This is a genomic window from Streptococcus sp. OMI870 (genome assembly GCF_047460295.1).
Classification (GTDB): Bacteria; Bacillota; Bacilli; order Lactobacillales; family Streptococcaceae; genus Streptococcus.
Map to the genome: position 1 here is coordinate 292,601 of NZ_JASHGM010000001.1, position 27,000 is coordinate 319,600.

Here is a 27,000-nt window from a genome sequence, read left to right on the forward strand (position 1 = left end):
ACCTGAAACAAGTGGACTTCCACTCCTTTCAGGTGTTCTTTTATTGTCTTAATTTAGAAAATACCTCCCCAATCTTTCCTTCGATAACCAGGTCTGCCTGTTTGTCCTGAGGGATACTGGTTTTATTGATGACAACTAGCTTCTTCCCTTGGAAATACTGGATCAAGCTAGCTGCTGGGTAGACCACAAGGGAGGTCCCGCCGATAATGAGAAGATCAGCTGCCTGTATGGCTTGGGCCGCTTGGCTAAAGACCTCCATATCAAGGGGTTCCTCGTAGAGGGTCACATCAGGCTTGACCACCTTGCCACAGTTCAGGCAATGTGGAACTGGGCCTTCTAAAGCTAGAAAGGCCTCTAAATCATAAAATCGCTGGCAACCCGTACAGTAATTGCGATCGGCACTACCATGGAGCTTCAAGACCTTTTTAGAGCCGGCCATTTTATGGAGACTATCGATATTTTGTGTCACGACTGCCGTGAGCTTACCGGTCTCTTCCAGTCGAGCCAGATACCGATGGGCTGCATTGGGCTTGGCATCGGGATAGAGTAGGTATTTCTTATAGAAGTCGAAAAAGTCCTCTGGATAGCGCTCAAACATGGTATGTGAGACCAATTGCTCGGCTGTCAAATGCCGTCCTACCTGAACACTATAGACACCATCTGAGCTTCGAAAATCCGGAATATTTGACTCCGTGGAAACTCCTGCCCCACCGAAAAAAACGATCCGTTGACTCTGATCAATCATCTCCTGTAGTTGAGCAATCTTATCCATCTACTTCTCCTTTAGTAGCTCTTCCATGACAGCATTGGCCTGATCAAAATAAAAGTTAACTTGATCATAATGAATGCCTGTGTAGCTCGCAAGGTCAATCAAATTCTTCATAAAATCCTGAGAAGAGAAACCCGTCGTCCGATGGAGCTCTTCCTCATCAAAGGGCTTGATCAAGTGGGCCAAGGGATTGCGAACGGATTTTTCTAACTCCCGCAATTGTTGGGCTGCAACTTTGACACCATCTGGCAAGTCCAACTGCACAATCAACTCCGTTAAACTGGATGAATTGACCACACTTTCGCTGTGGAATTGCTGCAGGATAGGGTTGTCTGACGCGTGCAGACTCTCAAATTTCCAACGGTCATAACTGGATTCTTTGGAGTTATGGATATAGTTGGTAATATCAGAAATTTTCAACTGAATCAATCGCATAAAAATCCGATAGATGGCTGGGCTAACGGCACGAACAAAGTCAATAATCTGTTCATTTCGCAACTTCGCTTCGAGATCATAAAGATAGTTGGCCAACTGTTCATCTTCTGGATCTTCATGCCAAAAAAGCTGAAAACCAGTCGCTTCTAGCAACTCGGTTCTCAACTTTTGATTCATGACGGGTTGGATATTGAGCTCTCGACGCTCCGCCATTAACTGCAGTATGTTCACCAACAAATCCGGTACTTCTTCCTGCTGCTTGATAGAGCGCAGAGCCCGGCTGTAGTGATAAGTTTGGAGATCGTAGAGCCACTCATCATGAAGGTATTCTGTCATTAGTCTGCAATCAAGGTCTCAAGACCAACTTTCATCATGTCTGTGAACGTATTTTGGCGTTCTTCAGCGGTTGTATCCTCATCTGGATTAACCAAACTGTCTGAAATCGTCATGATAGCCAGCGCATCGACATGGTGTTGGGCAGCAAGATAGTAAAGAGCCGCCGCTTCCATTTCTACAGCTTTCACACCCCATTTACCAAGTTCGATGTTCTTTTCACCATAGTTTGAATAGAAAACGTCTGATGACAAGACATTTCCGACGTGAGTAGTCATACCAAGGTCTTTGGCAATGTGGTAAGCCTTGTCTAAAAGATCAAAGCTAGCGATTTGTGGGAAATCGTATTGAGGCCAGTCGTTACGGATGATGTTTGAGTTGGTTGCAGCTGCTTGAGCCAAGACCAATTCACGGACATGAACACCCTCATTCAAAGATCCAGCCGTTCCCACACGGATCAATTTCTTCACGCCGTAGTCGACGATCAACTCACGCGCATAAATAGAGATCGATGGCATCCCCATCCCAGTTCCCATGACAGAAACACGATGACCTTTGTAAGTCCCTGTGTAACCAAACATGTTACGCACTTCGTTAAAACAAACAGCGTCTTCAAGGAAATTCTCAGCGATAAATTTCGCACGAAGAGGATCCCCAGGAAGAAGAATTTTATCAGCAATTTCACCTTGCTTAGCAGCAATATGGATAGACATAGTTTATGATACAAAGAGCGACCAGAAAGCGACTGAAAATTAGGAATCTGACGAGAAATCCTGATTTCTCAGTCAGATTATCTATTTTCCGAGCTTTCCGCTCGTGTTCAAATCTGAACACATGCTCTACCTTTCTTTCTTAATTTTGATGATTTAGAGGAGAGTAACCCGTATTCAGTTCAGCGAATACGGTAAACCCATCCTTTCTTTTTTTATTGAGTAATTAGAAAAGCTTTCCGCTCGTGTTCAAATCAGAACACACGCTCTACCTTTCTATAAGATACCAAGCCCATAAAAAGCAAAGTGACAATAGGGGATTGTCGCAGCAAGTACTGGACTTGCAAGCCAATCGATCTTTTTCACACAGCTTTTAGGGCGGTTTCAATTAAATATTGTTTTGAAAGTCATGGCTTGCCCAGGTTCAATTTAAACCCGGACTCCCCTTCCTTTCATTTTTTATTTTGTTAATGAATCCAAAAATGCATAGAGTTTGGCATTCATTTCTCGATAATCGTAAGCACGAATGGCTTCAGTTTTTTGAACAAAGGTCAGTTTTTGACTTTGTTCTTCCAAAACATCTTCACCGTCTGCAGCAATCAAGAGATCGACTGCTTCTGGATCAAATTCCAAGTGGGCTTGGAAGGCATAGTGTTTAGAACTGAAGCGAATAATCTGACGTGGACAACCTTGACTGGTCGCAAGAACGACAGCATCCTCTGTCAATCCTGGCATATCGCCATGCCAATGACCGGTTTCAAGAGTTTCTCCCAACAAGCGGACATGCGGATCTGTTAGACCATCTGGTGTCAAGGTCACAGGATAAACGCCGACCTCGCGCTCAGGACTGTGTTCATACTCTGCGCCATAAGCAACAGACAGGAGCTGCGCCCCCAGACAGACCCCAACAATGTACCGATCTGCCTTCATGGCTTTTTGAATCAACTCGATCTCTGCCTGAGGATCGTAGTATGGAAAAGCTTCCCGATCTTCATCTGGCGATTGAGGTCCTCCCATGACGATCAAAAAGTCGATCTCATCTACAGTCTCAGGTAGGGCTTCATTCTCATAGACTTTGGTCGTAGTCACCTGATGACCACGCTCCTGCGCCCATTTTAGATAAGCGCCCGGCACTTCAAATGTTTCATGCAGTACAAAATGTACCTTCATCATCTCTTCTCCCATCTCATTCGAATCACGTAAGACACACCTGTTGCAAGCACAAGCGGGATTGTTAAACTTAAAGACTGCCCTGTAAATCCTAGGCTCAGGGCAATAGCTGTCAAAGGAGCTTGTAGGGTCGTCCCTAAAAAGACGGTCGCACCAAGTAGCATCCCGAGAGCAGGATCTAAATGAATTCCAACGACTGTCATCAATAAAGTCACTAAGTAGCCATTTCCAATCCCCAAGGCAAATGATGGCGTCAAGGTTCCTCCATAGGCACCATTACGCAAGAGGAGATAGACTAAAAGCCCCTTCACTGCAAGAGTCAATGGAAGATAGTGAATCGACTGACTAGACAACAAGGCCTGGGCTAGTACCTGACCATTTCCCATAAAGATGGGGTAAAAGGCTACTAGGCTCCCCAGCACAAGAAAGGCTAGAGGAAGAACCCAAAGAATTGTTCCATCCTTCCGTCGTTTGCGACCTGCGCGTTTAGCTAAAGATCGAAAGCCTAGCGCAAATGGAGTAACCAATAAAGCAATCAGAATCGCCTGCAAGAAACTGCTGGTCGACCAATGGACTAGCGACATATGATAAATAGAACCGTGCCCAACGATTGGCTGGGCCACCCAAGTCGCCAGATAAGTACTGGACAAAACCAGCAGAAGGTTCTGCCAACTGTAGGCAAGTCCTAAGGTCTCAAAGACGAACAAGCTACTAGCAAAGGGAACCTGATAAACTGCAGCCAACCCAGCTCCCGCACCACAGGCGATTAAAACTTTTCGCTCTTTGATTGCCAAGGAGAAGGCTTTGCCCAATCGACCAGCTAGAAGAGCCCCGACCTCTCGTGGGGCTCCTTCTTTTCCGACCGATGCACCTGCTCCAACAATCGCAACCTGCATCCCTGCATGAAGAAGGTGGGCTAAGAACGCTGTCTCACTATCTCCAGCTAGGTCAATTTGCCTACGAATGGAGAGAATTTTATAGCGCCGTTGCAGAATATACCAGAAACCTGCTGCCAAGACCCCTGTCACACCTAGGACAAGGAATCTACGGAAACCTCCAGCGTGATTAAATTGCTGAAGCAAGTCCCCCTTATCTTGGTCAAAGGCCAGTCCTTGCACACCTTCTAGTAGATAATGACAGGCAATTCCGACCAGACCCGTCCCTATTCCTAATGATAGAGTGGATAGAAGCAACCTCAGTCCGTAAGGCAGGCTTTGGAGTCTTGCTTTCATAGGATTAGAGTTCAGCAAGAATCGATTTAAGCAAGCCTTTGAAGTCGTCTTTGACGCGCTCCGTCACTTCCACTACTTCTTCGTGGTTAAGCTCTTCTTGGAAACCAGCCGCAAAGTTGGTAATACATGAAATACCAAGAACCTTCAAGCCAGAGTGAGCCGCAATGATGACTTCAGGAACAGTTGACATACCTACAGCATCTGCACCAAGAGTCTTATAGGTACGGATTTCAGCTGGAGTTTCATAAGTTGGACCTGTCACACCGATATAAACCCCATCATCCAGTTTAATGCCCAATTTGTCTGCTACTTGATGAGCAGTCTCACGGTATTCTGGAGTGTAAGCTTTCGACATATCAGGGAAACGTGGACCAAAGTCATCCAAGTTTTCACCGATCAATGGGTTTTGACCAGTCATATTGATGTGGTCAGTAATAGCCATCAAGGTACCAGGACCGAAGCCGATACCTCCAGCAGCGTTGGTTACAAGCACTCCTTCACATCCCAACACTTTCATGACACGAACTGGGAAAGTCACCACTTCCAATGGGTTTCCTTCGTAGAAGTGGAAACGACCTTGAAGAGCCAAGACTTTACATCCAGCAAGATCACCATAAACCAATTTACCAGCGTGTCCGACTACTGTGGATTGACCCCAGTTTGGAATGTCAGAGTAGTCTACTACGACGGCATTTTCGATTTCTTCAGCCAATTCTCCAAGACCTGAACCAAGGATCAAACCGAACTCAGGAGCTTCGATTCCTTTGCCCTTCAAAAATGCTGCTGTTTCATTGATTTTTGCTAATAATGTCATTGCATATCTCCTTTATGATTTCCTTAAAAATTGGCCAATTTTGTCAAATGTATTGGCATTGCGAATGGTCAACAGGCGGTAATCCGGCATCTTGAGGACTTGTCTGTGGTAAGCGGTCTTTGTGTAGGTCTCTTCTGAGTATTTGCCCCAGTAAATCCCTAGATTCCCACGATGGATGATTTCATCACCGAGCGAAAAAGAGGAGACCAGCTCCCAGACAGCATCCTGATTGAGGCCTTCTGTGTAAAAGAGAACATCCTTGCGGGCCAGATCCTCCTGCCACCATCCTGGTAGAGCAGCGAGTTCTTGCGCATAGTCCTCAGCTGAAAAGAGAGAAAAAGACTGGATAAAGGGATAGCGATCACGAAAGAAATGTCCCAGCAAATCCACCAATTCTGCTTTACAACCAGCAGATTCAAAGAAGATATTGCCACTATTGATGTAGGTCTCTACCCCATCCAGCCCGATCGTTTGAAGCTCCTCTCGAAGCTCTGCCATCACGACCTTGTTTTTCCCGCCAACATTGATCCCTCTTACGAGGAGAGCGAAGCGTGTCATCTTAGTTCAATTTGTCTAGGAAGCTTTCTCCGATCATGGCTTTTTCAACACCAAAGTTCTCTGCAATCGTCGCAGAGATATCAGAGAAATGGCCGACTGGAATCACGCCATTGCCCTTGAAGGATGGGCTATAAGCCAAGAATGGAATGTATTCACGCGTATGGTCTGTACCAGCGTAAGTTGGGTCATTTCCGTGGTCTGCAGTGATCATCAAGAGGTCATCTTCACGCATAGCTGCAATGATTTCTGGCAAGCGTTCGTCAAATTCATGCAAGCAATCGCGATAGCCGTGAGCATTGCGACGGTGACCATAAAGAGCATCAAAGTCTACCAAGTTGGTAAATGAGAACCCTTCTTGGAACTCAGGAAGTCCCATGGTCTTAATCAAGGTATCCATACCGTGGCTATTTGATTTGTTGTGGCCCATATCGTGGTTGATACCAGCTCCGTTAAAGATGTCGTTGATCTTACCAACTGCATAAGTATCGATACCCACTTCGTTCAACTTATCCAAAACAGTTGGCGCAAATGGTGAAACAGCCAAGTCACGACGGTTGGCTGTCCGTGTGAAGTTTCCAGGTTCCCCAACATAAGGACGAGCAATGATTCGACCAAGAAGAGCTGGACGTTCCAAAGTGATGGAACGAGCGTATTCACAGATACGGTAGAGTTCATCCAAAGGAATGATGTCTTCGTGAGCTGCGATTTGAAGAACAGGGTCTGCTGATGTATAAATGATCAACTCACCAGTTTCCATTTGACGTGGTCCAAAGTCATCGATGACCGCTGTACCAGAATAAGGTTTGTTGGCTTCACGGATGACCTTACGTCCTGAGAATTCTTCAATCTTTGTAATAATTTCTTCAGGGAAACCATTCCAGAAGGTATCAAACGGTTCTGTAATGTTGAGCCCCATGATTTCCCAGTGACCAGTCATGGTGTCTTTTCCAAGAGAGACTTCTTGCAATTTTGTCGCATAACCAGTTGGGTTGCTTTCAGATGGCACAGTCTTCAATGGTACTTCACGAGGAATATTTCCAAGACCGATTTTCGCCATGTTTGGTACATTCAAACCGACGGTTTTAGAGATGTGGCCCAATGTATCAGATGCTCCATCTGGAACTCCTGCATTGACAAAGTTATTGGCATCTGGTGCAGCACCGATCCCAACTGAATCCAGCACAACTAAGTGCATGCGTTTAAATTTTGACATATACTGCCTCTTTCCTTTATTAAACTAGCTATATTATACCATATCCCTATAAGAAGAGAGCCGTTATTTGATCCGAGGCTGGGACAAAAGTCTTAGCCTCTCAATTATTTTTGGATTGTCGAGCAAGACGCAGTGGTTGAGGGGGCTCTACTACGCTGATTTCATCAGCTTTTACAGCCCTACTCAACTGTGCGGAGGTGGGACGACGAAATCGAATTCTAACGAATTACCAATTTCTGTCCCACTCTCTATTTTTCGATGATGACAGGGCCATCTTGTGTCCCTACAATCACTTTTGAAATCATGTTCAAGAATAAACCATGCTCTACGACGCCTACGGTGTGATCTAGTTCATTAGCCAAAGCATCCGTATCCTTGATCACCTTGAGATCCAAGTCGATGATAAAGTTGCCTTGGTCAGTGACAAAGCGCTGATCATCCGCAAGACGGAAGGCAGGATGGTAGCCTTTTTGCTCAAAATGACGGAAGAGATTTTCAGCCCCGTATTGCACTACTTCCACTGGAAGTTTGAAAGCCCCAAGGGTTGCGACTTGTTTGGATTCATCCACGATCCAAATGCAGTCTTTAGAATTGGTTGCGACAATCTTTTCCATGAGGAGAGCCCCGCCGCCACCTTTGATCCCGTTTAATTGAGGATCCACTTCATCTGCGCCATCTACTGTCACATCGACCACTTCGACATCGTCGATGGCCTTGAGCGGGATGCCTAAACTTTCAGCCTGATCATAGGTCACACTTGACGTAGTGACAGCTGTGATCTTCAAGCCTTCTTCTTTGATGCGACGACCCAATTCAGCCACAAAATAATAAGCAGTTGACCCTGTACCAAGACCGACAATCATGCCGTCTTTGACAAACTCAGCCGCTTTAATTCCTACCTGTTCTTTTAGGTTTACCATCATAGACCTCCTTTTATATTCTCTTACAGTATAGCATATTCTGTAAGAGATTTCACTAGTTAATTGAAACCCTTTCCAACTTTTAGTTCTAAAAGCAAAACCTTGCCCGTCTGCGGACTTTACGATAGAATAGAGATGAATCTACAGGAAAAGAGAATTGACATGATTACTAAAGAATTTGATACCATCGCTGCCATCTCGACTCCTCTCGGTGAGGGGGCGATCGGGATCGTCCGCTTGAGCGGAACCGACAGCTTTGCCATTGCGCAAAAAATCTTTAAAGGGAAAGATTTAACTAGTGTGGCCAGCCATACCCTCAACTACGGCCACATCGTGGATCCAGATAAGGACGAGATTCTCGATGAAGTCATGGTAGGAGCTATGCGCTCACCTAAGACCTTCACCCGCGAAGACATCATCGAGATCAATACCCACGGCGGAATTGCTGTGACCAACGAAATCCTGCAATTGGTCATCCGTGAGGGAGCTCGTTTGGCCGAACCTGGAGAATTTACCAAGCGGGCCTTCCTCAACGGTCGGGTCGATTTGACCCAGGCTGAGGCGGTCATGGATATTATCCGCGCCAAGACCGATAAGGCTATGAATATCGCCGTCAAACAGTTGGACGGATCCCTGTCTGAACTGATCAACAACACCCGCCAAGAAATCCTCAATACTCTGGCTCAAGTCGAAGTCAACATCGACTATCCAGAGTACGACGATGTCGAGGAAGCTACCACCGAGATCATTCGTGAAAAGACCACCGAATTTGAAGCCCTCTTGACCAATCTCCTTAAGACAGCTCGCCGTGGAAAGATCTTGCGTGAAGGGATCTCTACTGCTATCATCGGTCGACCAAACGTCGGCAAGTCTAGCCTCCTCAACAACCTACTTCGAGAGGAAAAAGCCATCGTGACCGATATCGAAGGAACCACCCGTGACGTCATCGAAGAATACGTCAATATCAACGGCGTTCCCCTCAAGTTAGTCGATACGGCGGGGATCCGCGAGACCGAAGACATCGTCGAGCAAATCGGTGTCGAACGTTCGAAAAAAGCCCTCAAGGAAGCTGATCTAGTCCTCCTGGTCCTCAATGCTAGCGAGCCCTTGACCGATCAAGATCGCCAGTTACTTGAAATTTCTCAAGATAGCAACCGCATCGTCCTCCTCAACAAGGTCGATCTCCCAGAGAAGATTGAAATCGACCAACTGCCAGAAGATTACATCAAGATTTCGGTTCTGAAAAATCAAAACATTGATCAAATCGAAGACCGCATCAACGCCCTCTTCTTCGAGAATGCCGGCCTGGTCGAGCAAGATGCGACTTATCTCTCGAATGCCCGTCACATCTCTCTAATCGAGAAAGCTGTTGAAGCCCTGCAAGCTGTCAACGAAGGCTTGGCTCTAGGTATGCCGGTTGACCTGCTTCAAGTCGACCTTACCCGCACCTGGGAAATCCTCGGAGAAATCACAGGAGATGCTGCTCCAGATGAGCTCATTACCCAACTCTTCAGCCAGTTCTGTCTTGGTAAATAAATCTATTTTAAGATCATATACTCTTAGAGACTTTCCTTAGGTGAGTACGGACGTCAGCGAACTTCGAAGAAGTTCCATGATTTAGTTTTGAATCTAACGTTTCAAAACTCCCGAGTGCTTGAAAGAACAATGTTTCAAGCACTTTTCTCACGGCGGAAAGTCTCAAATATATCTTCCAAAATAGAATTTAGTTTACAGCTATCGTATCACCCAGTTTATACAAAAGTAGAAAAACAATGTATCCAAAATAAGAAAAATGCGTATGTGTGCAAACATACGCATTCTTTTTTGTTCTATTTTCCTTGTTCTAATCGCTCGACGGTTTGATAAGCTAGGTAGATCAGGAAGAGACCAGTAGCATTCAAGACTGGAATCGCAATCGGCAACTCGGTCACGATTTGTGAGAAGGGTGAATTTCCAACAAAATGGAGTCCAACCCCAGCTACTAAATAACCCCAGCCTGCTAGAGCTAGATCCTTGCGTCCTCTGCTAGCTTGGACAATCAAGTAGAAACCGAGCATGACAAGGCCTGTGTAGACCCAGTGAGACATGGGCGCATTGGCTACACGACCGAGAATCCCTGACACCGTGTAAGAAAAGCCATCTGGCAGATCCTGACGGATATAGGCAAAGTCCTCCACGATCTGGAAGCCAAGCCCAGACGCAATGGCTAAAAGGAAGATCGACTTGATCCGACGAACACTGAACAAATAGAGAACAAAGAAGATGGGAATCAACTTAAAGGGTTCCTCAAAGAGTGGCGCAGCGATGGCACTCTCGTACTGGTTCCAAAATTCGCTATTTGGAGCGATAGCTTGAATCATGTCATGGAAATAGGTATTGGCAAAGCTAGATAACCAACCAGCAACAAAGCCCCCACCTAGTAGAGAAAAAAGCACCGGTACCCAAGACAACTTCCACTTCTTGGCGAAATGAAAGAGGGCCCAGACAGCAGGAATCGCATAGACCAAAAGGATGAGGGTTGAAAGCCCCACAATCCCGTACTGGCTACCAGACATCCAGCCTTCTGTCAGTGACTGGGTCTCATAGGCCAGCCCAATCGCTAGCAAGAGTAAATAGAGAAACAAAATCGATTTGCGTTTCATAAAAGACCTTTCTATGGTGAAATGAAAAAGGCTGGAAGACCAGTCTTTTCCGTGTAGTATCATTGTAACAGGATCAGCTTAAAAAAACAATAAACTCATCCAGCAATTTACTTCAATACCGCAAGAATTTGACGAATCAAATCAGGATCTCCATCTGGCAAAGTCACCGTTTCAGCATGGTCCAAGATCCCTTGGGTAAATTGCGTCATAAACTCTTCACTATTGAGTTCATCCGCAGACTGTTGCCAGTGGCTCGGTACAGGATAGATCGTTACCGTCCCATCACCGTTGGATGCGTAAGTCACATGGCCTTCTGCGGAAATTGGTGTAAACAACTGACGAACATCTTTAGGATAGTCAACTCCTAGCCCACCAAAGTAAATTTTTGTACCAGCACTCTTTTCATTAATACTCAATTCTGTCGGTACAGACTTAATCACATAAGCCCAGACACGTGCAGCTTCGACCTGAGCAGAGGTGTAGCCTGGATAATCATTCTGATCTGCCTTCTTCGAAGATTTGACCTCGCCATCCGGGCGAGTATTCCACTTCTTAGCCTTACTCGTTTTAGACGTACTACTGCTATCATCTGTATCAGCTTGCTCCCGATCTTTCGGCTGCTCTTTCTTGCGATAGTAGAAATTGTCATCATCGCCATAAGCTGGTGACTGACCAGCCCAGATCCGATCCTTAGACTTATCCGAAACATCGTCTTTGCCCGCTTTCTGACCTTTTGGAAGGAGCAAAAGACCGTAGCCTCCAACACCCGACTTGGCACTAACCGTCATCTCAGCGATCTGGTCCTTCTGCTTAAAGCTCGATGCATCAAGCTCAACATCCTCGCTGACCAAGCCCTTATCATCAAAGACCAGTTCATTGCCACGACCATCGATCCAAGTCCCCTTGATACTCGAGTAGTCCTTAGCCTTGATGGCTTTCAAATCCATACCAGACTGTTTCTTTTCTGAAGTGCTGGTCTGCTTGGAATCCGAACTCTTAGGCGTCACCGTCCTCTGAGGACGACCACACGAAGCCAAGACCAAAGCAGAAAGCACAATTACTAAACCTTTTTTCATATCAATCTCCCTTCACATACCTATTATTTTAGAAAAATAAGAAAGGAGAGTCAATGGAAAAGGGTAGTGTAATCAATTTTTCGTATGGCTTTCACTGAGCATTAATAAATATCAATCCTTCTAACACGAAATTCAACAAATTCACCATTCTCAAGATCATTTGGAATTCCTCCACCTATATTAATCAAAAATTCTCCTACCTGAGCGATATTTTTTGTTTTATCAAATATTTTAGCAATTATAAAATATTCAAAATTATTCAAGTGCTTTACTAGAAATAGATTATCTTCGTTTTTATATACGTCTCCATCAACAATAGCATATAGCATGTCATCAAACGTTCCGCCAATCTTTCCAAAAAATTCATCTGAAAAGCAAACTAATTCATATTGATTATCCGATAAAGTGACATCCGCTTCTTTAGTATCAATATCTATCCATTCTATTTTTTTTATAAAAATCATTAAATTTCTCCTTAACGTTGAAATCCTAGACTAGGTCCCTTTTTGATAAGATAATCAACAGTTTTTGCATGATATGTCGTTATATTTCCAGTATTTCGATCTAATCCGACAAAGGCGTACAAAGTATTTTTGCCTTATTATATATTAGCTAGCTTTGATTGTAAAATTCTAACTCATCGTTAATTCTCATAACATAAAAAATGACTATTTGGAGCAACTCTAAGTAATTTTTTTGATGTTCCTCTTCACTTTTATAAGAAAATTTTCCATGAGAGAATTTATTTCGAATCTTCAACCCATTACCATATTTTTTATCATCCAAAATATAAGATAAGTAATTACTTTCATATTCAGAAAAAAGATTATCTGAATATTCACAATACCCTTTCTTACAAAGGTCTTCTGCAATATCTAGTATCAATTTATCTTTATAGTATAGGCAATACGTACCTGACTTCCATAATTTATTCAAAATGTTAATTTCTTGGAAATTTGTAAATTCTATTACATCATTTGATAGTTTTATAAGGTTCTTTTCGTTTAGAATGCTTATTTGTTTTATCTGATACTCATCAAAGTCAGAAATTTTTACACCTTCTTTTATATGTTTGAAAAAGGTTTTATGTTCTTTTTTTGATGAAATAAAGCTAAGTGGACTTTGATCAGAAAAAAGCGCAGAGAACAACGCAGAATTATCAGGTGTGTTGTTCAATTTGATAAATTTTTTCTCATTGAATGATTTTAATGAAGCATAAGAGGAGGCTTTAGATTTAATCTCTAATAAACCTTGGTCGATTTCCCTATGTCTAAAAAATAGTTCGTATTGGTCTAGGATACTATCCATCTCACAAATTATAGATTTTCCTCTTTCATAATAAGAAGATTCTTTATTGGAAGCGTGGAAGTGAAATCCTTTTATATTCAATTCAGTTTCTAAATAAATGTTGAAGTACCAATTAATAATCTCCTCAAGATCAATATCATTTTTCTTTAGATAATCAAAATATGCATAAAATAATAAATCATAAGACTCTTTTAAATGAGAATCGTAGTCTTCGAATTGAGCATTTGATTTTGGGGAAAATAAACGAGTGAAACTGAATGTTTCTTCATTCGCAACTAGCCAAGGCAATCCCGATTCATGATTAAAGAAGCCAAGTAAATAAATATAATTATTTAATAATGTCGGAAAATCATGATGTTCATCTAGTATAATTTTATTTAAAAGAATACCATTCTTAATAGGCTCATATATTTTATCAGAATCTAAAGACTTGATGCCAACTGATATAGAGTATTGGAACCCTTCATTAGTTTCAAAATGTTTTTCCCAAAATTTATCACTTTTTCTTTTAGCTATAAGCTTAATCTCATCATCAAACTCATATTTGCTTAATTTTTTATACTCAACAATTGATTGTAAATAATTGGGGTTAATACTATCTGTCTGACAATATTTTCTTGCTAAATTATTTATCTCTTCATTTGTAATACCTAATTTAATAAATAAACCATTATTAGAATCTATAAATTTTCCTGATTGATGATTCAAGAAAAATTCTATATTTCTAGGCAGAGAGAGAAAATTTTCTTTGATAACTTGCGGAAATAGGTCAATCAGTTTTGTAACATTTTTAAGATTTATTGTCTGGATATTATATTTTTTAATGTATGATTCAAACTGACTAACATCATCTTTATTAATTTTTCCTAAGAATAGTACTAACTCCCAGAATATGTCTTTATAAAAAATATCAATTCTATCATAGTCTATTTCAAAAATGGTAATTGGGAAATTCGCGGATAAATCGTTATGAAACTCTCTAATTAGATGTTTGAATTTAGAAAATTCATTTTCTTTTCTAATTAATTTCAGGATTAAATAGGTCTCTATTAAATTATTAATTTCAGTCGATGGCTGATACGCTTTAATGTAGTTTAGAGCTATATCGTATTGATATGGCTCTATTACATTTTTAGGAATACGAAATCTTTGCTGTTGCATATCTGTGATATCCTTCTTGAATTTGTACGAACCTAAGCGATACTTAAAGTAATTGAGACTATCTTGAAGACTTTTTGTTATTTGATTTTGTTATATCTTCATACATCTCAAACAATCTTGCTACTGTTTCGCTTTCGGTTAACCAAGTTTTCTGGCCATCAACTACTTTGGTAAATCCGTAAGCTTCCATGACTGCACGGTCATTTTTTTGATGTGCTTTTCTTAGTTCGACTGGCATGGTTAATTCATCATAGAGGTCGGCCAATGAGCTCTCTGGATATAGAGCACGTGCATCGAGAATAGCTTTAGCAGTTTTAGAAATCTTCTCTTTTTGACCTTCAGTTACTTTCGGCCAAGGGAAATTATTGTAAACTATCTTGGCGGAGTATGCATAATCAGATTTCATTCTACCAGCCACTGTTCTCATCCAAGCCATATGAATATTTGATGTCAAAACTCCAAACTCAAACATACTGATATTCGGAACCATCTGTGCATTAGTATTTGCAATAACTTCTGAACTAACAAAAGCCATTGGGACATATCTCCTTTTTTCAGATGATACTACAGGAATTATCAAATAGTCTTCCTCTGGTTGTCTATCTTCAGTAAATAAGTATGGTGCTTCTGCCCACTTTCTAGTAGAAACTTTAGGGCTATTTCTACGACTTTCAGCAACCATCTCCAATCTATTTAAAACACTAGGCATTTTTTTTAAATCACTTGGAGAAGAATCTTTTAACCATAAGCAAAAGCGTTGAGTTCCTTGTAGAATATCTTTTGCTCCCATATATGGTCTAATATATTTGCTAGCTAAGGGTTCTGAATTTAGCAATTCATTTTTTTCATCTTCTGTTAGGATTAAGTGTCCTCCATCGGTTGGTTGACTACCTTTTGTTATTTTTGAAACATTACAGAGTGGTTTTGTTCTAGATTCAATTATTACAGTAGGAGCATCAATCAAATATGGTGAAATGTTATTAACTTTTGTCACATTACCATTTTCAAAAATAAATTTTTCAATATTCGAATTATTTTTTGAGAATCCAATAATAACACAATGTACTGCAGCTTTATCTTTTGCTTCGCTTTCCCACTTAAATGTTTTATAAGCAAAATCTATTTCAATGTCAAATTTATTAATCAAATCTTTCCATAGAATTGAAACTTGCTCCCCCTGTGTAATTGAATTAGTAGAAACAAAAGCCACTCTAGTTTTAGTGTCATTAATTAAAGCTGCTGCCTTATAAAACCATGCAGAAACAAAGTCTATGCCTTTTAATTGTGGATTAACAACTTCCAAATCTAATTTTTGTTCTTTAGAAGTATATTTTGCTCCCAAAAATGGTGGATTTCCAATTATATAGTTCAGTTTGTTTTTAGGTACAACAATTTCCCAATCAATTCGTAAAGCGTTGCCCTCAACAATATTTGTATAGGATTTAAGTGGCAAAAAATCAATATTCGCAAATACAATATCTTTTGTTTCTTCCAACATCTGATTTTCTGCAATCCAGAGCGCCGTTTTTGCAACAGAAACTGCAAAGTCATTAATCTCAATACCATAGAATTGATTCAACTTCACTTTAACAAGTTCTTGGCCTAAATCCAATGCTACTGCATCCCCCATATAAAGCTTAATCGCTTCATTTTCTAAGCGTCTGAGAGATATATAAGTTTCTGTTAGGAAGTTTCCTGAACCACAAGCTGGGTCAAAGAATGTCAGACTAGATAGTTTTGATTGGAACTGTTTGGCTTTTTGTTCAACGGTCTTAGATTGTTTAAATTGACGAATCTCATTCAACTCATCTCTTAGCTCATCTAGAAAGAGTGGATCAATAACTTTATGGATATTTTCGATAGAAGTATAGTGCATTCCACCACTTCTACGCGTTTCGGGATTGAGTGTTGATTCAAACACTGATCCAAAAATTGTCGGACTAATTTCTGACCAATCGAAGCTAGATGAAGCATGTTCCAAAATTAACTCACGTAGTTCGTCCGTAAAATTGGGAATTTCCAAATTATTTTCAGCAAACATCCCTCCATTGACATAGGGGAAAGCAAGGAGATCATCATCTAAATAAGGATTACGTTCTTCAATTGGCGTATCTAGTACAGAAAAGAGGTCAATTAAAGCACGTCGAAAATCACGACTACTAAAACGGGCAAGATAATCATGAAATATCATATGATGTCCGAAAATACCAGCATCTTCAGCATATAGACAAAATACTAGACGAACGACAAGTTGGTTGATAGCATGAAGACTTTCTGGACTATCCGGATTAATATACTGCTTAAGAAGACTTTCATAAATTTCCCCTACAATTTCTCCTGCTTCAATAGAAACCTTCATCTCACGCTCTATGTGTTCATTAGTTTTGTCAATTAAAAATTCTAAACGATAGGCTTCTTTATCCAAATCAGCAAGTTTTATGACTTTAGGTTCACCATTTGGTTGCTCCATATCATAAACATAGAACTCTTTGAAATTACAAGTTACAATCCAACGGGGGCGTTTAGAATATGGAAGATTCGCTGAATAGCGTTTAGCTTGCTGAAAAGGTGTCAAATAAGTGTTGTCAGACTGCTGTATTGCCTTGTTAAGGTCTCTATCTGCACCTTTTTGTTCAATTAATACCTTTGTTGTGTCGATAAAGCCATCGATGAAACTAGTATGATCTAGCATTACTTTATCTTCAAAAGTTATATATTCCGTAGGCTTTTCAATCCCATATACAGATTGAAGTAAGTCTAACCAGAAAGACTGACTATCTTGCCTTTCGTTTCCTCTATTTTCCCAGCGTTTAATAAATGCTTTAGCTTGTTTTTTTTGTTCTCGGATATTATTCACTTTGTACTCTCCAACTACCACATTATTTTGATTTATTTAATAAATCCTTTAAAGTGTTAATAATTTTGTTTTTATCTGTTTCTGTTAATTCAATAAACTAACAATTTCTTCTAATCCGTCATCACGTCCTTTTAAAATCTCAAAAGACGTACCAAAGATTTCAGCTAATTTTTCTACTGTTTCATCTTTCGGATTTCTCCCTCCATTTTCCCACCTAGCGTACTGGGCTTGAGCTACACCTAATTTTTCAGCAACTTCTAATTGAGTAAGTCCTGCATCTAGTCGCGCTTTTTCATATTTTTCTACTATTTCTAAAAGGGGGAGTTGTTCTGATTGTTGCCCAATAATAAGAACTATTTTGATTATTTATATAAGTGTTCCAGTAATTGCTGACATTTTTCGTCAATCAATTCTCTATTAGCCAGCTGTTGAATCCATTTTTCCGGGATGCCTTCCCGTTGATAGTGGGCTCCCGCCAAGGTAACTGTAATGGCACCGATGGTATCGGTATCCCCTCCAAGATTAACAGCTTTTAGAACAGCTTCTTCAAAAGTCTCTGTTGTACCTAAACACCAGAGACAAGACTTCAAGGTATCAACCACATAGCCTGTGGAAGCAATATCTTCCCTAGATTTTTGATAAAATTCCCTATCAAATATTTCTCTAAAATGTTCCTGATACTCTTTCCAGTATTCTGGTTTTTTCTTGAAATAATCTTCAAAATAAGGTTTTGATTGACAAAGTAATTTTTCTAAACGAATGTTAAGAAGAAAACCGATTAAAAGCTGGACATAAAGAATAGATGCCACGATAGACCTTGGATGAGCATGGGTCAGCTTAGTATATTGCTCAATTATTTTTGATCTATAACTGAAATCAAAATTTTCATATAAGAGCAAAGCTAAGGGAGATATCCTCATCAAAGCTCCATTGCCATTGTCTCTCTCACTACTCCCTCCACATTTCTCTGGAGAAACTCCCGCCAAATACCGTTCAATCGCCTGATTAGTCGCAACACCAATATCAAAACAATATCCAAAAGGTGTGAGGTAGCCCTGACGGTAAGCTACAAATTTATCCATCAACCCATTCAAATCAGAATCATCACATAGGTGTTCAATAAGTGCCAAGGATAAAGAAGTATCATCCGACCAGGTACCAGCTGGTTGATTATAGGTTCCATAACCCACCATATCTGAAATATGATAGTTATCTCTATCTCTGAACTCTACAGGGACTCCCAGTGCATCACCTATAGCTAGACCAAAGATTACCGAATTTATCTTTTGTTTAAGATTATATCTTCTATACTGATTTGAATCATATTCCCATTTATCTCTTAATCTCATAGCCTTCTCCTACTCTAACTCAGATAAATTCGATCTGAATTGTTTGCTCAGTCATCATGGATTTCACTTCCTCAATAAGTTTATCGATCTCTTTTTGTGAGATACGAATGTGATTGTATGGTGGTTCCCAATTCTGCATGCTTGACCTATATACAAGAAAACTATTATCAGTCAACAACTCTCCCTCTGCTTTTAAAACATAGCCATTTTCATAGTCGAAAGTAATGTTACCGCTTGTCCCAGAAATTTTCATTCTATTTCCTTCTATACTAAAAAATCATTATTCCTTCTCAAGAATCTAATTCCTAACCTTAATCCGATCTCATTATAAGGAGAGAAATCCCAATCAAATTGGTACCTATACTTTCTCCTATTATACCACACCATAGATATCTTATGAGCTTGTTCAAAATTTGGTCAAAGAAAAAACACTGAATCTTCAGTGTTCTTTATGTTTCTTTACGCTTCTTATTATGTCCCCTGCCGGAATCGAACCAGCAACTACTCCTTAGGAGGGAGTTGTTATATCCATTGAACTAAGGGGACCGATAAAAAAAGAAGCGAGATCACTCCCGCCTCCTTGTTCGTCTTAACGACGGATTTCTTTAATACGAGCTGCTTTACCTTGCAATGCACGAAGGTAGTACAATTTCGCACGACGTACTTTACCGTAACGTACAACTTCAATCTTTTCTACACGTGGAGTGTGTACTGGGAATGTACGTTCAACACCGACACCGTTAGAGATTTTACGAACAGTGTACATTTCAGTGTGTCCTTGACCTTTACGAGCGATAACAACGCCTTCAAAGATCTGGATACGTTCACGAGATCCTTCGACAACTTTCGCGTGTACACGAACAGTGTCACCAGGACGGAATGCAGGGATATCAGTACGAAGTTGACCTTCAGTCAAGCTTTGGATTAATGGATTCATTTTATTCTCCTATCTTCGTCAATCTTGAGGGACCTCCCTCAGCGGATAAACTGTATTTTTGTGCTTCCATTACGCACAGAAACTATCATATCAGATAATTTCAGGTTTGTAAAGCTCTTTTCTCTACTTTTTCGCAACTTTTTGACCGGAATAAATGCTCCACTCTTTTGGCAGGCAATAGGCGATGGCACAAGCAATGACGAAGAATGGCAGGTTGGCATAGCCAAAGACTTCTCCTCCGATCAAGATCGGTGCGAGCAAGGTCGTCGTCGCACTGCCAAAGACACTGGCATATCCGATAGCGGCCACGACTAAGACTGGTAAGCCCAGCATAGGAGCAAGAAAGACTCCAAGCGTAGCTCCGATTGCAAAGAGCGGTGTCACTTCTCCTCCTTGGTATCCAGCAGAGATCGTCACCACGGTAAAGAGGAGCTTGAGGATCCAGTCATAACTCTGTGCACTGCCCTGATGAAAAACCACATCAATCAGATTAGTTCCAAGTCCACTATAAGTGCCAACCTTGGTCAGCTGGAGGGTCAAGAGGACCAAGCTAAGTCCAACCCCTATAAGGGCAATCCGGATATAAGGATTAGGCAAGACTTGAGCGACTGTTTTCTTCAACCAGGAAAGGCTAACTGCAAAGAGCTTCCCAGCGAGGCCAAACGCCAAGCCAAGAAGTGCGACTTTGATCAAGGTCTCTGGTGTCCAGCTCAGCGTTTCCTTGAGTGGCACAGCAAACTTCTCCAAGCCAAGAGCATGAGAGGTAAAGCTCGCCACGATCGAGGCGATGAGTGCTGGATAGAGAGCAATCAACTGCAACTCCCCAACTGTCAAGACCTCAAGGGCAAAGAAGGTTGCTGCCAGCGGCGTCTGAAAGAGCCCCGCAAAACCGGCTGCCATCCCTGTCATGAGAAACATACGCGAAGCATCTGGAAACTGGAAATAACGGGCAAAACGATGCGAAAGGGTTGCTCCGATCTGGACCGCTACGCCTTCCCGACCAACCGAACCACCGAAGAGGTGGCTCATCCAGGTCGTCAGCATGATCAAAGGCACTAAGACCAAGGGGATTTTCTCCTCACGCGCATGTCCGACATCAAAGATCAATCCCATCCCTTTTGAAGCCTTCCCACCAAAACGTTTATAAAGATAAACGATGACAAGCCCTGCTAAAGCCAGGAAAAGGATCAAAGGCCAATGCTGGCTTCGGAAATCTCCGATTAGGAGCAATCCTTGACCAAAAATCATATCAATAGCACCGACCAAGAGACCGATGAAGAGGGCCATCCCTGTTAGGACCACATACTGTTGTGCTTTTTGCTTGATAGATAGACTAGTCACGCGCCCTCACCTCCTCTTGGTAGTCTCTAGAACGCGCCATTAAATCTTGAAACTGAGCTTGAATAGTCGCACGATACTGCTCATCCGTCACGAGAGAGCCGACTTTCTCAAGCACCTCTCTTTCCCTTCTCTGATCGAGCACAGGTAGGCCCTGCTGCTCTTTATATTCTATAATCTGACCGACACAAACCATCCGTTTTTCCAGCAAGGCTACAAGCTCTTGATCGATCTGGTCAATGTCCTTACGAATCTGATCTAAATCCATGTGTCTCCTCTTTATTTTGGATATAAATCGAGGCTGTAATCCATCGATCCAGCCTCTTTGTCATTAATTTGCTTTTGCTACGAGTTCTTCTGCAAAGGCCTCTAATTTTTCGATGTCTTCGTCTTCTGCAGACAAATCAACTTTAACACACTCAGAGCCTTTTTCAGCACCAGTCGCAGCGAAGCAACGGTCGAAATCATCAACTGCTTTACAGAATTCATCGTAGAAGGTATCACCTGATCCTACAACACCGTAAAGTTTGCCTTTAAGATCAAGGCCAGCCAAATCTTCGTAGAAATCTTGGATCTCATCCGGAAGCTCTCCATCACCGTAGGTATAAGTCGCTACCACCGCGATATCTGCTTCGAGGAAGTCCTCAGCATCCACAGTTGTACACTCATCCACATCTACTTCAACACCAAGATCACGGAATTTATCCGCTACGATATCGGCGATTTCTTCAGTATTTCCAGTCATACTAGCAAAAACAATTTTCGCTACAGTCATAATTTCCTCCCAAAATCTATTTTTCGTATTATACCATTTTTTTAAGCATTTTGCACGAAACCTTTTCCGAGAAGATGAAAGAATGGGTTCATTTCAAGAATTTGGACCGATTGAATTTAATCACCCTCGTTTTCCTTTTGAATTTCTTTAATAGTTTCAATTTCTTCATCAAGCTTCTTATTAAATTCAGCCTTATTCTTAAATGGGTATGAATACGTGCGCCAAGTGTACCATTTCAGACTTTCTTCACCCTTATAGTACCACTCGATTTTGGTTGGTAAGAATTCTTTGTTGTAGGTGATACGAACTTTGGTGAATTGGCGTTTTTTATTCAAATAAATCGCCTCAAATTCCGGGGGATACTCTTCTTTCATCAATTTATCGTCCACAAACCTTTTTGGTGAGCTCGTAATTTGATAGTTAGATTTCTTTATTTCATCAATAGTAATTTTGTTGCTCAATAATACCGATGAGAGATCATCATTTACCGCAGATTTGTAATACTTATTACGATCTCGATCGACATTATATCCACCATAAACTGTATCATCTTTTACAGCAGTCTCTGCAATATAATAAAATTCTTCTTCCCTAAGATCAAATCCAAGTTCAAAATCCTTATAAAGAGGATCTCCCATTTTGATCATAACAAATTGCTTTTTCTTTAAAATATTCAATGCCGGTTGATTGTAACTATAAATACTTAGGAATACAGCAATAAGCATTACGACCAACACTACCACAATTATTTTTGGAAATTGTAACCATCGTTTTCTTTTAATTAATTGTTTAACTTCTTTAATCATATCCATCTCATTCTAGCAAAATACCTAACCAAAGTGAAGTGTCATACTACTAATAAAGCTGGGCCTTATATAAGCTCAGCTTTATTTCAAAAACAGGTTAATCACCTTCGTTTTCCCTTTGAATTTCTTTAATATTTTCTATTTCTTCATCCAATTTCTTATCAAATTCAGCCTTATTCTTAAATGGGTATGAATACGTGCGCCAAGTGTACCATTTCAGGCCTTCTGGTCCCTTATAGTACCACTCGATTTTGGTTGGTAAGAAATCTTTGTTGTAGGTAATACGAACTTTGGTGAATTGCTTTTTTTCTCGATATTTGTATTGATACTCAAATTCTGACATAATATCATCATTTAGGATTTTTTTATTGACAAAAAATTCTGGTGAATGCGTGATTTGGTAGTCGGATTTTTTGATTTCTTCTGGGCTTACTTTTATATTTACTAACATTGACAAAATTTCTTTATTTAAAGCACGACGATAATATTCCTTAACTCCATACTTACTTTTTCCACCATATAAAATGTCATCCTTTATCACATAGGAATTTGAAAAAAATAAATCTTGATCTTTTAGATCAAATCCTGCTCCTATATTGTCACCTTGCTCTAAATCATCCTGATTTTGAATAAAAACAAATCGCTGTTTCTGTAAGATAGAATAATTATCACTAGTAGTATTATTGAGACTATTTATTTGATGAATAGTTAGCATAACCATTATTGCTACGATCATTATCATCCATACTATTCTTATATTTATTATACTCTTCCACTTTTTCTTCTTCTGACATTCCTTTTGTATTTCGTTGCCATGCTTCATAATCTTGATTCCCTTTCCTTGCTATATCCGCAAATTGACCTACATTTCCTGTCTTTTCATCCTTTTTACCCAAATCTTTTTCATAACGGAATAATTCTTTAGCTCTAACTCGAGTGGCTGGCTCTGGCGTACCATCCACATCGAGCGTTCCATGTTTTCCTATATAAAATTTTGTAAGATCGGAATTTTGACCTTTTGAAGGGCCATAGTTAAAGGACTCCGTATTAGCGATTTCCCTTAATTCTTCATTAGAATATTTGCCTGGATCGGAATCATAGCTACCATCTGCTAGTTTGTGCTTGTCATAGGCATCCCATTGACTATCAAACTCACCGGTATCCATATTCACAATAAACTCCACCATCCGGGCATTGTTTAAATCTTTGCCTTTAGATGAATTGCCCTTGGGTACTTGAACTTTCATATTATACGGATGTTTGAATCCATCTGATTTCTCGAAGCGGTTATGGTAGTTAGAGCCGGTCGTGTAATCAAATTCAATATTATTTTCTTTGCCATATGCTAAGAGCTTTTCGTAATCAGTTGCACCTTCGTAGTGACTACGAATATAGTAAATTGCTTGGCGATCCAAATAATAGCGGAAGAAACTATGGTCTAATGATTTCATTCTAACAAAATATCTATCCAATGTAAAACCGCTTCCACTGCCTCTACATAGTGATAAACGCTTGCTGGATGGGCCTTTCTTATGTTAAAATTGACTAAGAAAACGAGGTATTGTATGAACGTAATGAATGACATTCTTGAAAAGATTCAAGCTTATGACACTATTATTATCCACCGTCACCAGAATCCGGATCCAGATGCGATTGGTAGCCAAGTAGGCTTGCGGGATCTCCTGCGTGCGCACTTCCCTCAAAAGCGGGTATTGGCAACTGGCTATGATGAGCCGACCTTGACTTGGCTTGCTGAAATGGATGACGTCAAGGATGAGGATTATGATGGGGCTTTGGTGATTGTCTGTGACACGGCCAATACTCCCCGCATCGATGACAAGCGCTATACGTCTGGTGATTTCCTAATCAAGATCGACCACCATCCAAATGACGATGCTTATGGTGATCTGCTCTGGGTCGATACCGACTCTAGCTCTACCAGCGAGTTGATTGCACTTTTTGCTAAGGAATTAGATCTCGAACTCCCAGTTAGTGCTGCACGTCTCCTCTATGCTGGGATTGTCGGCGATACGGGTCGCTTCCTTTATCCTGCTACTTCGACTCGGACCTTTGAGATCGCTGCCTATCTTCGGAGCATTCCTTTTGATTTTACATCCCTTGCTCGTCAAATGGATACGATCAATCTTAAAACCGCTAAACTGCAAGGCTATGTCTATGACCACCTTGAGATCGATGAGCATGGCGCTGCGCGTGTTACCTTGACACAAGAGCTCTTGAAAAAATTCGATCTACGTGATTCCGAGACTGCTGCCATTGTTGGGGCTCCTGGACGCATTGATACAGTGTCTGTTTGGGCTATCTTTGTTGAACAACCCGACGGTCACTTCCGTGTCCGGATGCGCAGCAAACGAAAAGTGATCAACGAAATTGCCAAACGCCATAATGGTGGTGGCCATCCATTAGCCAGTGGGGCTAACTCCTACTCTCTTGAAGAAAATGACCAAATCTACAAAGAGTTACAAGAAGTGGCTCGCACAAACGAAGGCTGAGAACGGTTTCTCAGCCTTTTTATCGCTTTTGTGGGGTTTTCAATTCAAGAACCTTATGGTAAAATAAATCTATTAAAATTTTTAAGGAGAGTTTTTATGGAAAAAAATCGTTTGTTTATCGTTATCTCTTCTGCAGCGGCGATTCTTGGATCATTCTTACCTTGGGGTACCTATTCGATGGGTATAGTTGGATCAGGTAGTATTAGTGGTCTTGAAGTACATTCTTGGATTGTTATCCTTCTTGCAATTGGCTCCATCGTTCTTGCATGCTTGAACAACGTAAACACACCAATGTCTAAAGATTTCGCAATGGGTGTTATTGTAGCGGGAGCTTTCTCAACTATCTTTACAGTATACCGCACTATTAATTTTGGTGATGTTACTATAAGGATTGGTGATTATGGCTTTTCAATCGGATTTGGTTTGATCCTCACTTTAATTGCAAGCATCGCTATGGTTGTGACTGGTCTCTTGGCGATGTCAGGTGGTAAAATCACTAAAGGAACATTTGAAGAGCTTTCTGAATCTGGTAAAGGATTTGCTCAATCAGTAGGACGCGTCACTTCTTCTACTGTAAAAACTGCTGTAGATGAAATCAAAAAAGAAACTCACGAACACACTGAGGGACAAGCTGAGCAAGCAGCTCAAGCACCAAAAGATCCTAATCAATCTGAACAATAAGAAGATCGGCATCACCTTGGCTTAGCCAGGGTGATTTTTTAATGATTAATTTAAATAAAATTAGTGAAAATACTTGTCAAGATCCTAGAAATTTGGTACACTAGCTAAGTAACAATCTATGGCTCGGAAAGAGACCATGGCAGAAAGGAAATATTGCAAAATGAAAAAAGATATCCATCCAGAATATCGCCCTGTTGTCTTCATGGACACTACTACTGGTTACAAGTTCCTTAGTGGTTCAACTAAGTACTCTAGCGAGACTGTTGAATTCGAAGGTGAAACTTACCCATTGATCCGTGTTGAAATTTCATCAGACTCACACCCATTCTACACTGGACGTCAAAAGTTCACTCAAGCAGATGGACGTGTGGATCGTTTCAACAAAAAATACGGTCTCAAATAAGAACCAACACAGAACCACTTCCCTTTCGGGAGTGGTTTTTTTGAGTTCTTCCTTTCTTATGCTACAATAGAAAAATGCACTATATCACAGAAACATTGGGGACTTATCTTTCCTTAAAACCCTACCACCATTATTCTTCTATTCCGTTGGTTCGTTTTGAGAAGAAAACAGCGGATACTTTCATTCTCTGTTTTAAAAGAGAGATGCAACTGTTTGTGATTGATCTAGAACAAGATTCTGGGCAGAGTCTTTTATTTGCCCATGCCAGTCTCATTGACCGTCAGGAGCTCTTAGAGGGCATCGCTGCTGTCCCTCTTGAAGTTCTGCATACTCTCTACGTTTTGGCTTTTCCTCGAGAACTGTACGAATTTTCTGAGGAAGCGCGGTTAAAGAACATCGTTGCTCTCTATCAGGCGCACGAGGACGTCCTTTCTTTTCTAAAGTCGACACGTACTATAGGGGACCAGGTCACGGCTTATGAACTCGAGTGGAAAAGAACAGCTAAAAACCTGGCAGACTTTGATCCTTTTCGTTATACGAGCCGTTCTGAGGTGGGAGCTCCTGATGATCTATCGGTTGTCTCCAGAAAAGACTATGACTTCATTCCCGATTTTCATCCCTTCTTATACAGTAAACGTGGGGGCAAGGTCTTCAGCATCCCAGCTGACTATCTGGATCCTAAAACTGGACAAAGGGCCAACCTTGAGATCATGGGCTGGTACTTGCGAGATCAGCAGCTAAAACTTCGATGGAAACCCAAACACACGCGCAAGAGACGCTGGCGTTCTTCGCAACTCTCTATCGACATTGTCAGCAAGCACTACTTCTTTCAAGGTGAAATTTATAAAGGGACCAGTGCTCCTGTCTTTCTGGATCAGTTGGAATTTAAGGTCCCGCAAGGATACCAAGCTGACCTAGAAAAAGCCTACCAAGAGTTTCTAAGCATGGTAGAGGAACGAAAACGCAAAGCCCTTCTTCGAAAGGTGGCGCTTGGAAAGTAAAA

At 41.0% G+C, this 27,000-nt stretch carries 29 protein-coding genes and 1 tRNA gene; 5 read left to right on the top strand and 25 right to left on the bottom strand.

Annotated features, from left to right (window positions below; all coding sequences use genetic code 11):
- Positions 1-40: 40 nt before the first annotated feature.
- The 9 genes from QM968_RS01440 to rpiA all read right to left on the bottom strand — a co-directional run bounded on the left by QM968_RS01440 (position 41) and on the right by rpiA (position 8,154).
- Positions 41-772: an NAD-dependent protein deacylase gene (locus tag QM968_RS01440; RefSeq protein WP_414381645.1), complete on the bottom strand. Its 732-nt coding sequence runs from the start codon at positions 770-772 to the stop codon at positions 41-43.
- Positions 773-1,540 carry a hypothetical protein gene (locus QM968_RS01445; RefSeq protein ID WP_414381648.1) on the bottom strand — a complete coding sequence of 256 codons (768 nt, stop codon included), beginning with the start codon at positions 1,538-1,540 and terminating at the stop codon, positions 773-775.
- Positions 1,540-2,250 carry a purine-nucleoside phosphorylase gene (gene deoD, locus QM968_RS01450; protein WP_414381650.1) on the bottom strand — a complete coding sequence of 237 codons (711 nt, stop codon included), beginning with the start codon at positions 2,248-2,250 and terminating at the stop codon, positions 1,540-1,542. The genes QM968_RS01445 and deoD overlap by 1 nt, the downstream gene beginning before the upstream one ends.
- A gap of 456 nt (positions 2,251-2,706) precedes the next feature.
- Positions 2,707-3,420 (bottom strand): type 1 glutamine amidotransferase, encoded by a 714-nt coding sequence (locus QM968_RS01455; RefSeq protein WP_414381653.1) that lies wholly within the window; start codon positions 3,418-3,420, stop codon positions 2,707-2,709.
- Positions 3,417-4,649, bottom strand: a complete 1,233-nt coding sequence (locus QM968_RS01460; RefSeq protein WP_414381656.1) for a chloride channel protein — start codon at positions 4,647-4,649, stop codon at positions 3,417-3,419. Before QM968_RS01460 ends, QM968_RS01455 begins: the two co-directional genes overlap by 4 nt.
- A 4-nt stretch (positions 4,650-4,653) precedes the next feature.
- Positions 4,654-5,463: a purine-nucleoside phosphorylase gene (locus QM968_RS01465; protein WP_414381658.1), complete on the bottom strand. Its 810-nt coding sequence runs from the start codon at positions 5,461-5,463 to the stop codon at positions 4,654-4,656.
- A gap of 12 nt (positions 5,464-5,475) precedes the next feature.
- A complete protein-coding gene (locus QM968_RS01470) occupies positions 5,476-6,021 on the bottom strand; it encodes a DUF1697 domain-containing protein (RefSeq protein ID WP_414381661.1) in 546 nt (181 codons plus the stop codon).
- Position 6,022: 1 nt separating this feature from the next.
- The gene (locus QM968_RS01475) at positions 6,023-7,234 is read right to left on the bottom strand and encodes a phosphopentomutase (RefSeq protein ID WP_414381664.1); all 1,212 of its coding nucleotides are present in this window, start codon (positions 7,232-7,234) and stop codon (positions 6,023-6,025) included.
- 248 nt (positions 7,235-7,482) lie between these two features.
- On the bottom strand, positions 7,483-8,154 hold the full coding sequence (gene rpiA / locus QM968_RS01480; RefSeq protein WP_414381667.1) for a ribose-5-phosphate isomerase RpiA: 672 nt from the start codon (positions 8,152-8,154) through the stop codon (positions 7,483-7,485).
- A gap of 162 nt (positions 8,155-8,316) precedes the next feature.
- On the opposite strand from rpiA, the gene mnmE reads away from it, so the two are divergent.
- Positions 8,317-9,690, top strand: coding sequence for a tRNA uridine-5-carboxymethylaminomethyl(34) synthesis GTPase MnmE (gene mnmE, locus QM968_RS01485; protein WP_414381670.1), 1,374 nt, complete (start codon positions 8,317-8,319; stop codon positions 9,688-9,690).
- A 293-nt stretch (positions 9,691-9,983) separates the two neighbouring features.
- Here the strand turns inward: mnmE and QM968_RS01490 are convergent, their stop codons facing one another.
- The 16 genes from QM968_RS01490 to QM968_RS01565 form a co-directional block, all read right to left on the bottom strand.
- A complete protein-coding gene (locus tag QM968_RS01490) occupies positions 9,984-10,796 on the bottom strand; it encodes a PrsW family glutamic-type intramembrane protease (protein ID WP_414381673.1) in 813 nt (270 codons plus the stop codon).
- 107 nt (positions 10,797-10,903) lie between these two features.
- A complete protein-coding gene (locus tag QM968_RS01495) occupies positions 10,904-11,872 on the bottom strand; it encodes a DUF6287 domain-containing protein (RefSeq protein WP_414381675.1) in 969 nt (322 codons plus the stop codon).
- A gap of 101 nt (positions 11,873-11,973) precedes the next feature.
- Positions 11,974-12,336: a hypothetical protein gene (locus QM968_RS01500; protein ID WP_301362337.1), complete on the bottom strand. Its 363-nt coding sequence runs from the start codon at positions 12,334-12,336 to the stop codon at positions 11,974-11,976.
- A 148-nt stretch (positions 12,337-12,484) separates the two neighbouring features.
- Positions 12,485-14,341: a hypothetical protein gene (locus QM968_RS01505; protein ID WP_414381678.1), complete on the bottom strand. Its 1,857-nt coding sequence runs from the start codon at positions 14,339-14,341 to the stop codon at positions 12,485-12,487.
- Between the two features lie 58 nt (positions 14,342-14,399).
- Positions 14,400-17,198 (bottom strand): DNA methyltransferase, encoded by a 2,799-nt coding sequence (locus QM968_RS01510; protein WP_301362339.1) that lies wholly within the window; start codon positions 17,196-17,198, stop codon positions 14,400-14,402.
- An 84-nt stretch (positions 17,199-17,282) separates the two neighbouring features.
- Positions 17,283-17,564, bottom strand: a complete 282-nt coding sequence (locus tag QM968_RS01515; RefSeq protein ID WP_414382466.1) for a helix-turn-helix domain-containing protein — start codon at positions 17,562-17,564, stop codon at positions 17,283-17,285.
- Positions 17,561-18,547 carry an ADP-ribosylglycohydrolase family protein gene (locus QM968_RS01520; protein WP_414381681.1) on the bottom strand — a complete coding sequence of 329 codons (987 nt, stop codon included), beginning with the start codon at positions 18,545-18,547 and terminating at the stop codon, positions 17,561-17,563. The genes QM968_RS01515 and QM968_RS01520 overlap by 4 nt, the downstream gene beginning before the upstream one ends.
- Positions 18,548-18,566: 19 nt before the next feature.
- Positions 18,567-18,800 (bottom strand): Imm74 family immunity protein, encoded by a 234-nt coding sequence (locus QM968_RS01525; RefSeq protein ID WP_223363750.1) that lies wholly within the window; start codon positions 18,798-18,800, stop codon positions 18,567-18,569.
- A gap of 221 nt (positions 18,801-19,021) precedes the next feature.
- Positions 19,022-19,093: transfer RNA gene (locus tag QM968_RS01530), tRNA-Arg, on the bottom strand.
- Positions 19,094-19,136: 43 nt separating this feature from the next.
- On the bottom strand, positions 19,137-19,484 hold the full coding sequence (gene rplS / locus QM968_RS01535; RefSeq protein ID WP_003003254.1) for a 50S ribosomal protein L19: 348 nt from the start codon (positions 19,482-19,484) through the stop codon (positions 19,137-19,139).
- A 123-nt stretch (positions 19,485-19,607) separates the two neighbouring features.
- Complete coding sequence (locus tag QM968_RS01540; protein WP_414382469.1) at positions 19,608-20,771, bottom strand: chloride channel protein; 1,164 nt, start codon at positions 20,769-20,771, stop codon at positions 19,608-19,610.
- Between the two features lie 46 nt (positions 20,772-20,817).
- On the bottom strand, positions 20,818-21,090 hold the full coding sequence (locus tag QM968_RS01545) for a chorismate mutase (RefSeq protein WP_254734542.1): 273 nt from the start codon (positions 21,088-21,090) through the stop codon (positions 20,818-20,820).
- Between the two features lie 63 nt (positions 21,091-21,153).
- Positions 21,154-21,597, bottom strand: a complete 444-nt coding sequence (locus tag QM968_RS01550) for a flavodoxin (RefSeq protein WP_009730912.1) — start codon at positions 21,595-21,597, stop codon at positions 21,154-21,156.
- Between the two features lie 116 nt (positions 21,598-21,713).
- Complete coding sequence (locus QM968_RS01555; RefSeq protein ID WP_414381685.1) at positions 21,714-22,403, bottom strand: hypothetical protein; 690 nt, start codon at positions 22,401-22,403, stop codon at positions 21,714-21,716.
- Positions 22,404-22,500: 97 nt separating this feature from the next.
- Positions 22,501-23,139: a hypothetical protein gene (locus QM968_RS01560; RefSeq protein WP_414381688.1), complete on the bottom strand. Its 639-nt coding sequence runs from the start codon at positions 23,137-23,139 to the stop codon at positions 22,501-22,503.
- Positions 23,093-23,854: a DUF3114 domain-containing protein gene (locus tag QM968_RS01565; RefSeq protein WP_414381691.1), complete on the bottom strand. Its 762-nt coding sequence runs from the start codon at positions 23,852-23,854 to the stop codon at positions 23,093-23,095. Before QM968_RS01565 ends, QM968_RS01560 begins: the two co-directional genes overlap by 47 nt.
- A gap of 114 nt (positions 23,855-23,968) precedes the next feature.
- On the opposite strand from QM968_RS01565, the gene QM968_RS01570 reads away from it, so the two are divergent.
- The 4 genes from QM968_RS01570 (at position 23,969) to QM968_RS01585 (ending at position 26,998) form a co-directional block, all read left to right on the top strand.
- A complete protein-coding gene (locus QM968_RS01570) occupies positions 23,969-24,913 on the top strand; it encodes a DHH family phosphoesterase (RefSeq protein ID WP_414381693.1) in 945 nt (314 codons plus the stop codon).
- A 96-nt stretch (positions 24,914-25,009) separates the two neighbouring features.
- A complete protein-coding gene (locus QM968_RS01575; protein WP_414381696.1) occupies positions 25,010-25,594 on the top strand; it encodes a lantibiotic ABC transporter permease in 585 nt (194 codons plus the stop codon).
- A 160-nt stretch (positions 25,595-25,754) separates the two neighbouring features.
- On the top strand, positions 25,755-25,997 hold the full coding sequence (locus QM968_RS01580) for a type B 50S ribosomal protein L31 (protein WP_003016441.1): 243 nt from the start codon (positions 25,755-25,757) through the stop codon (positions 25,995-25,997).
- 74 nt (positions 25,998-26,071) lie between these two features.
- A complete protein-coding gene (locus QM968_RS01585; RefSeq protein WP_414381699.1) occupies positions 26,072-26,998 on the top strand; it encodes a hypothetical protein in 927 nt (308 codons plus the stop codon).
- Positions 26,999-27,000 lie beyond the last annotated feature (2 nt).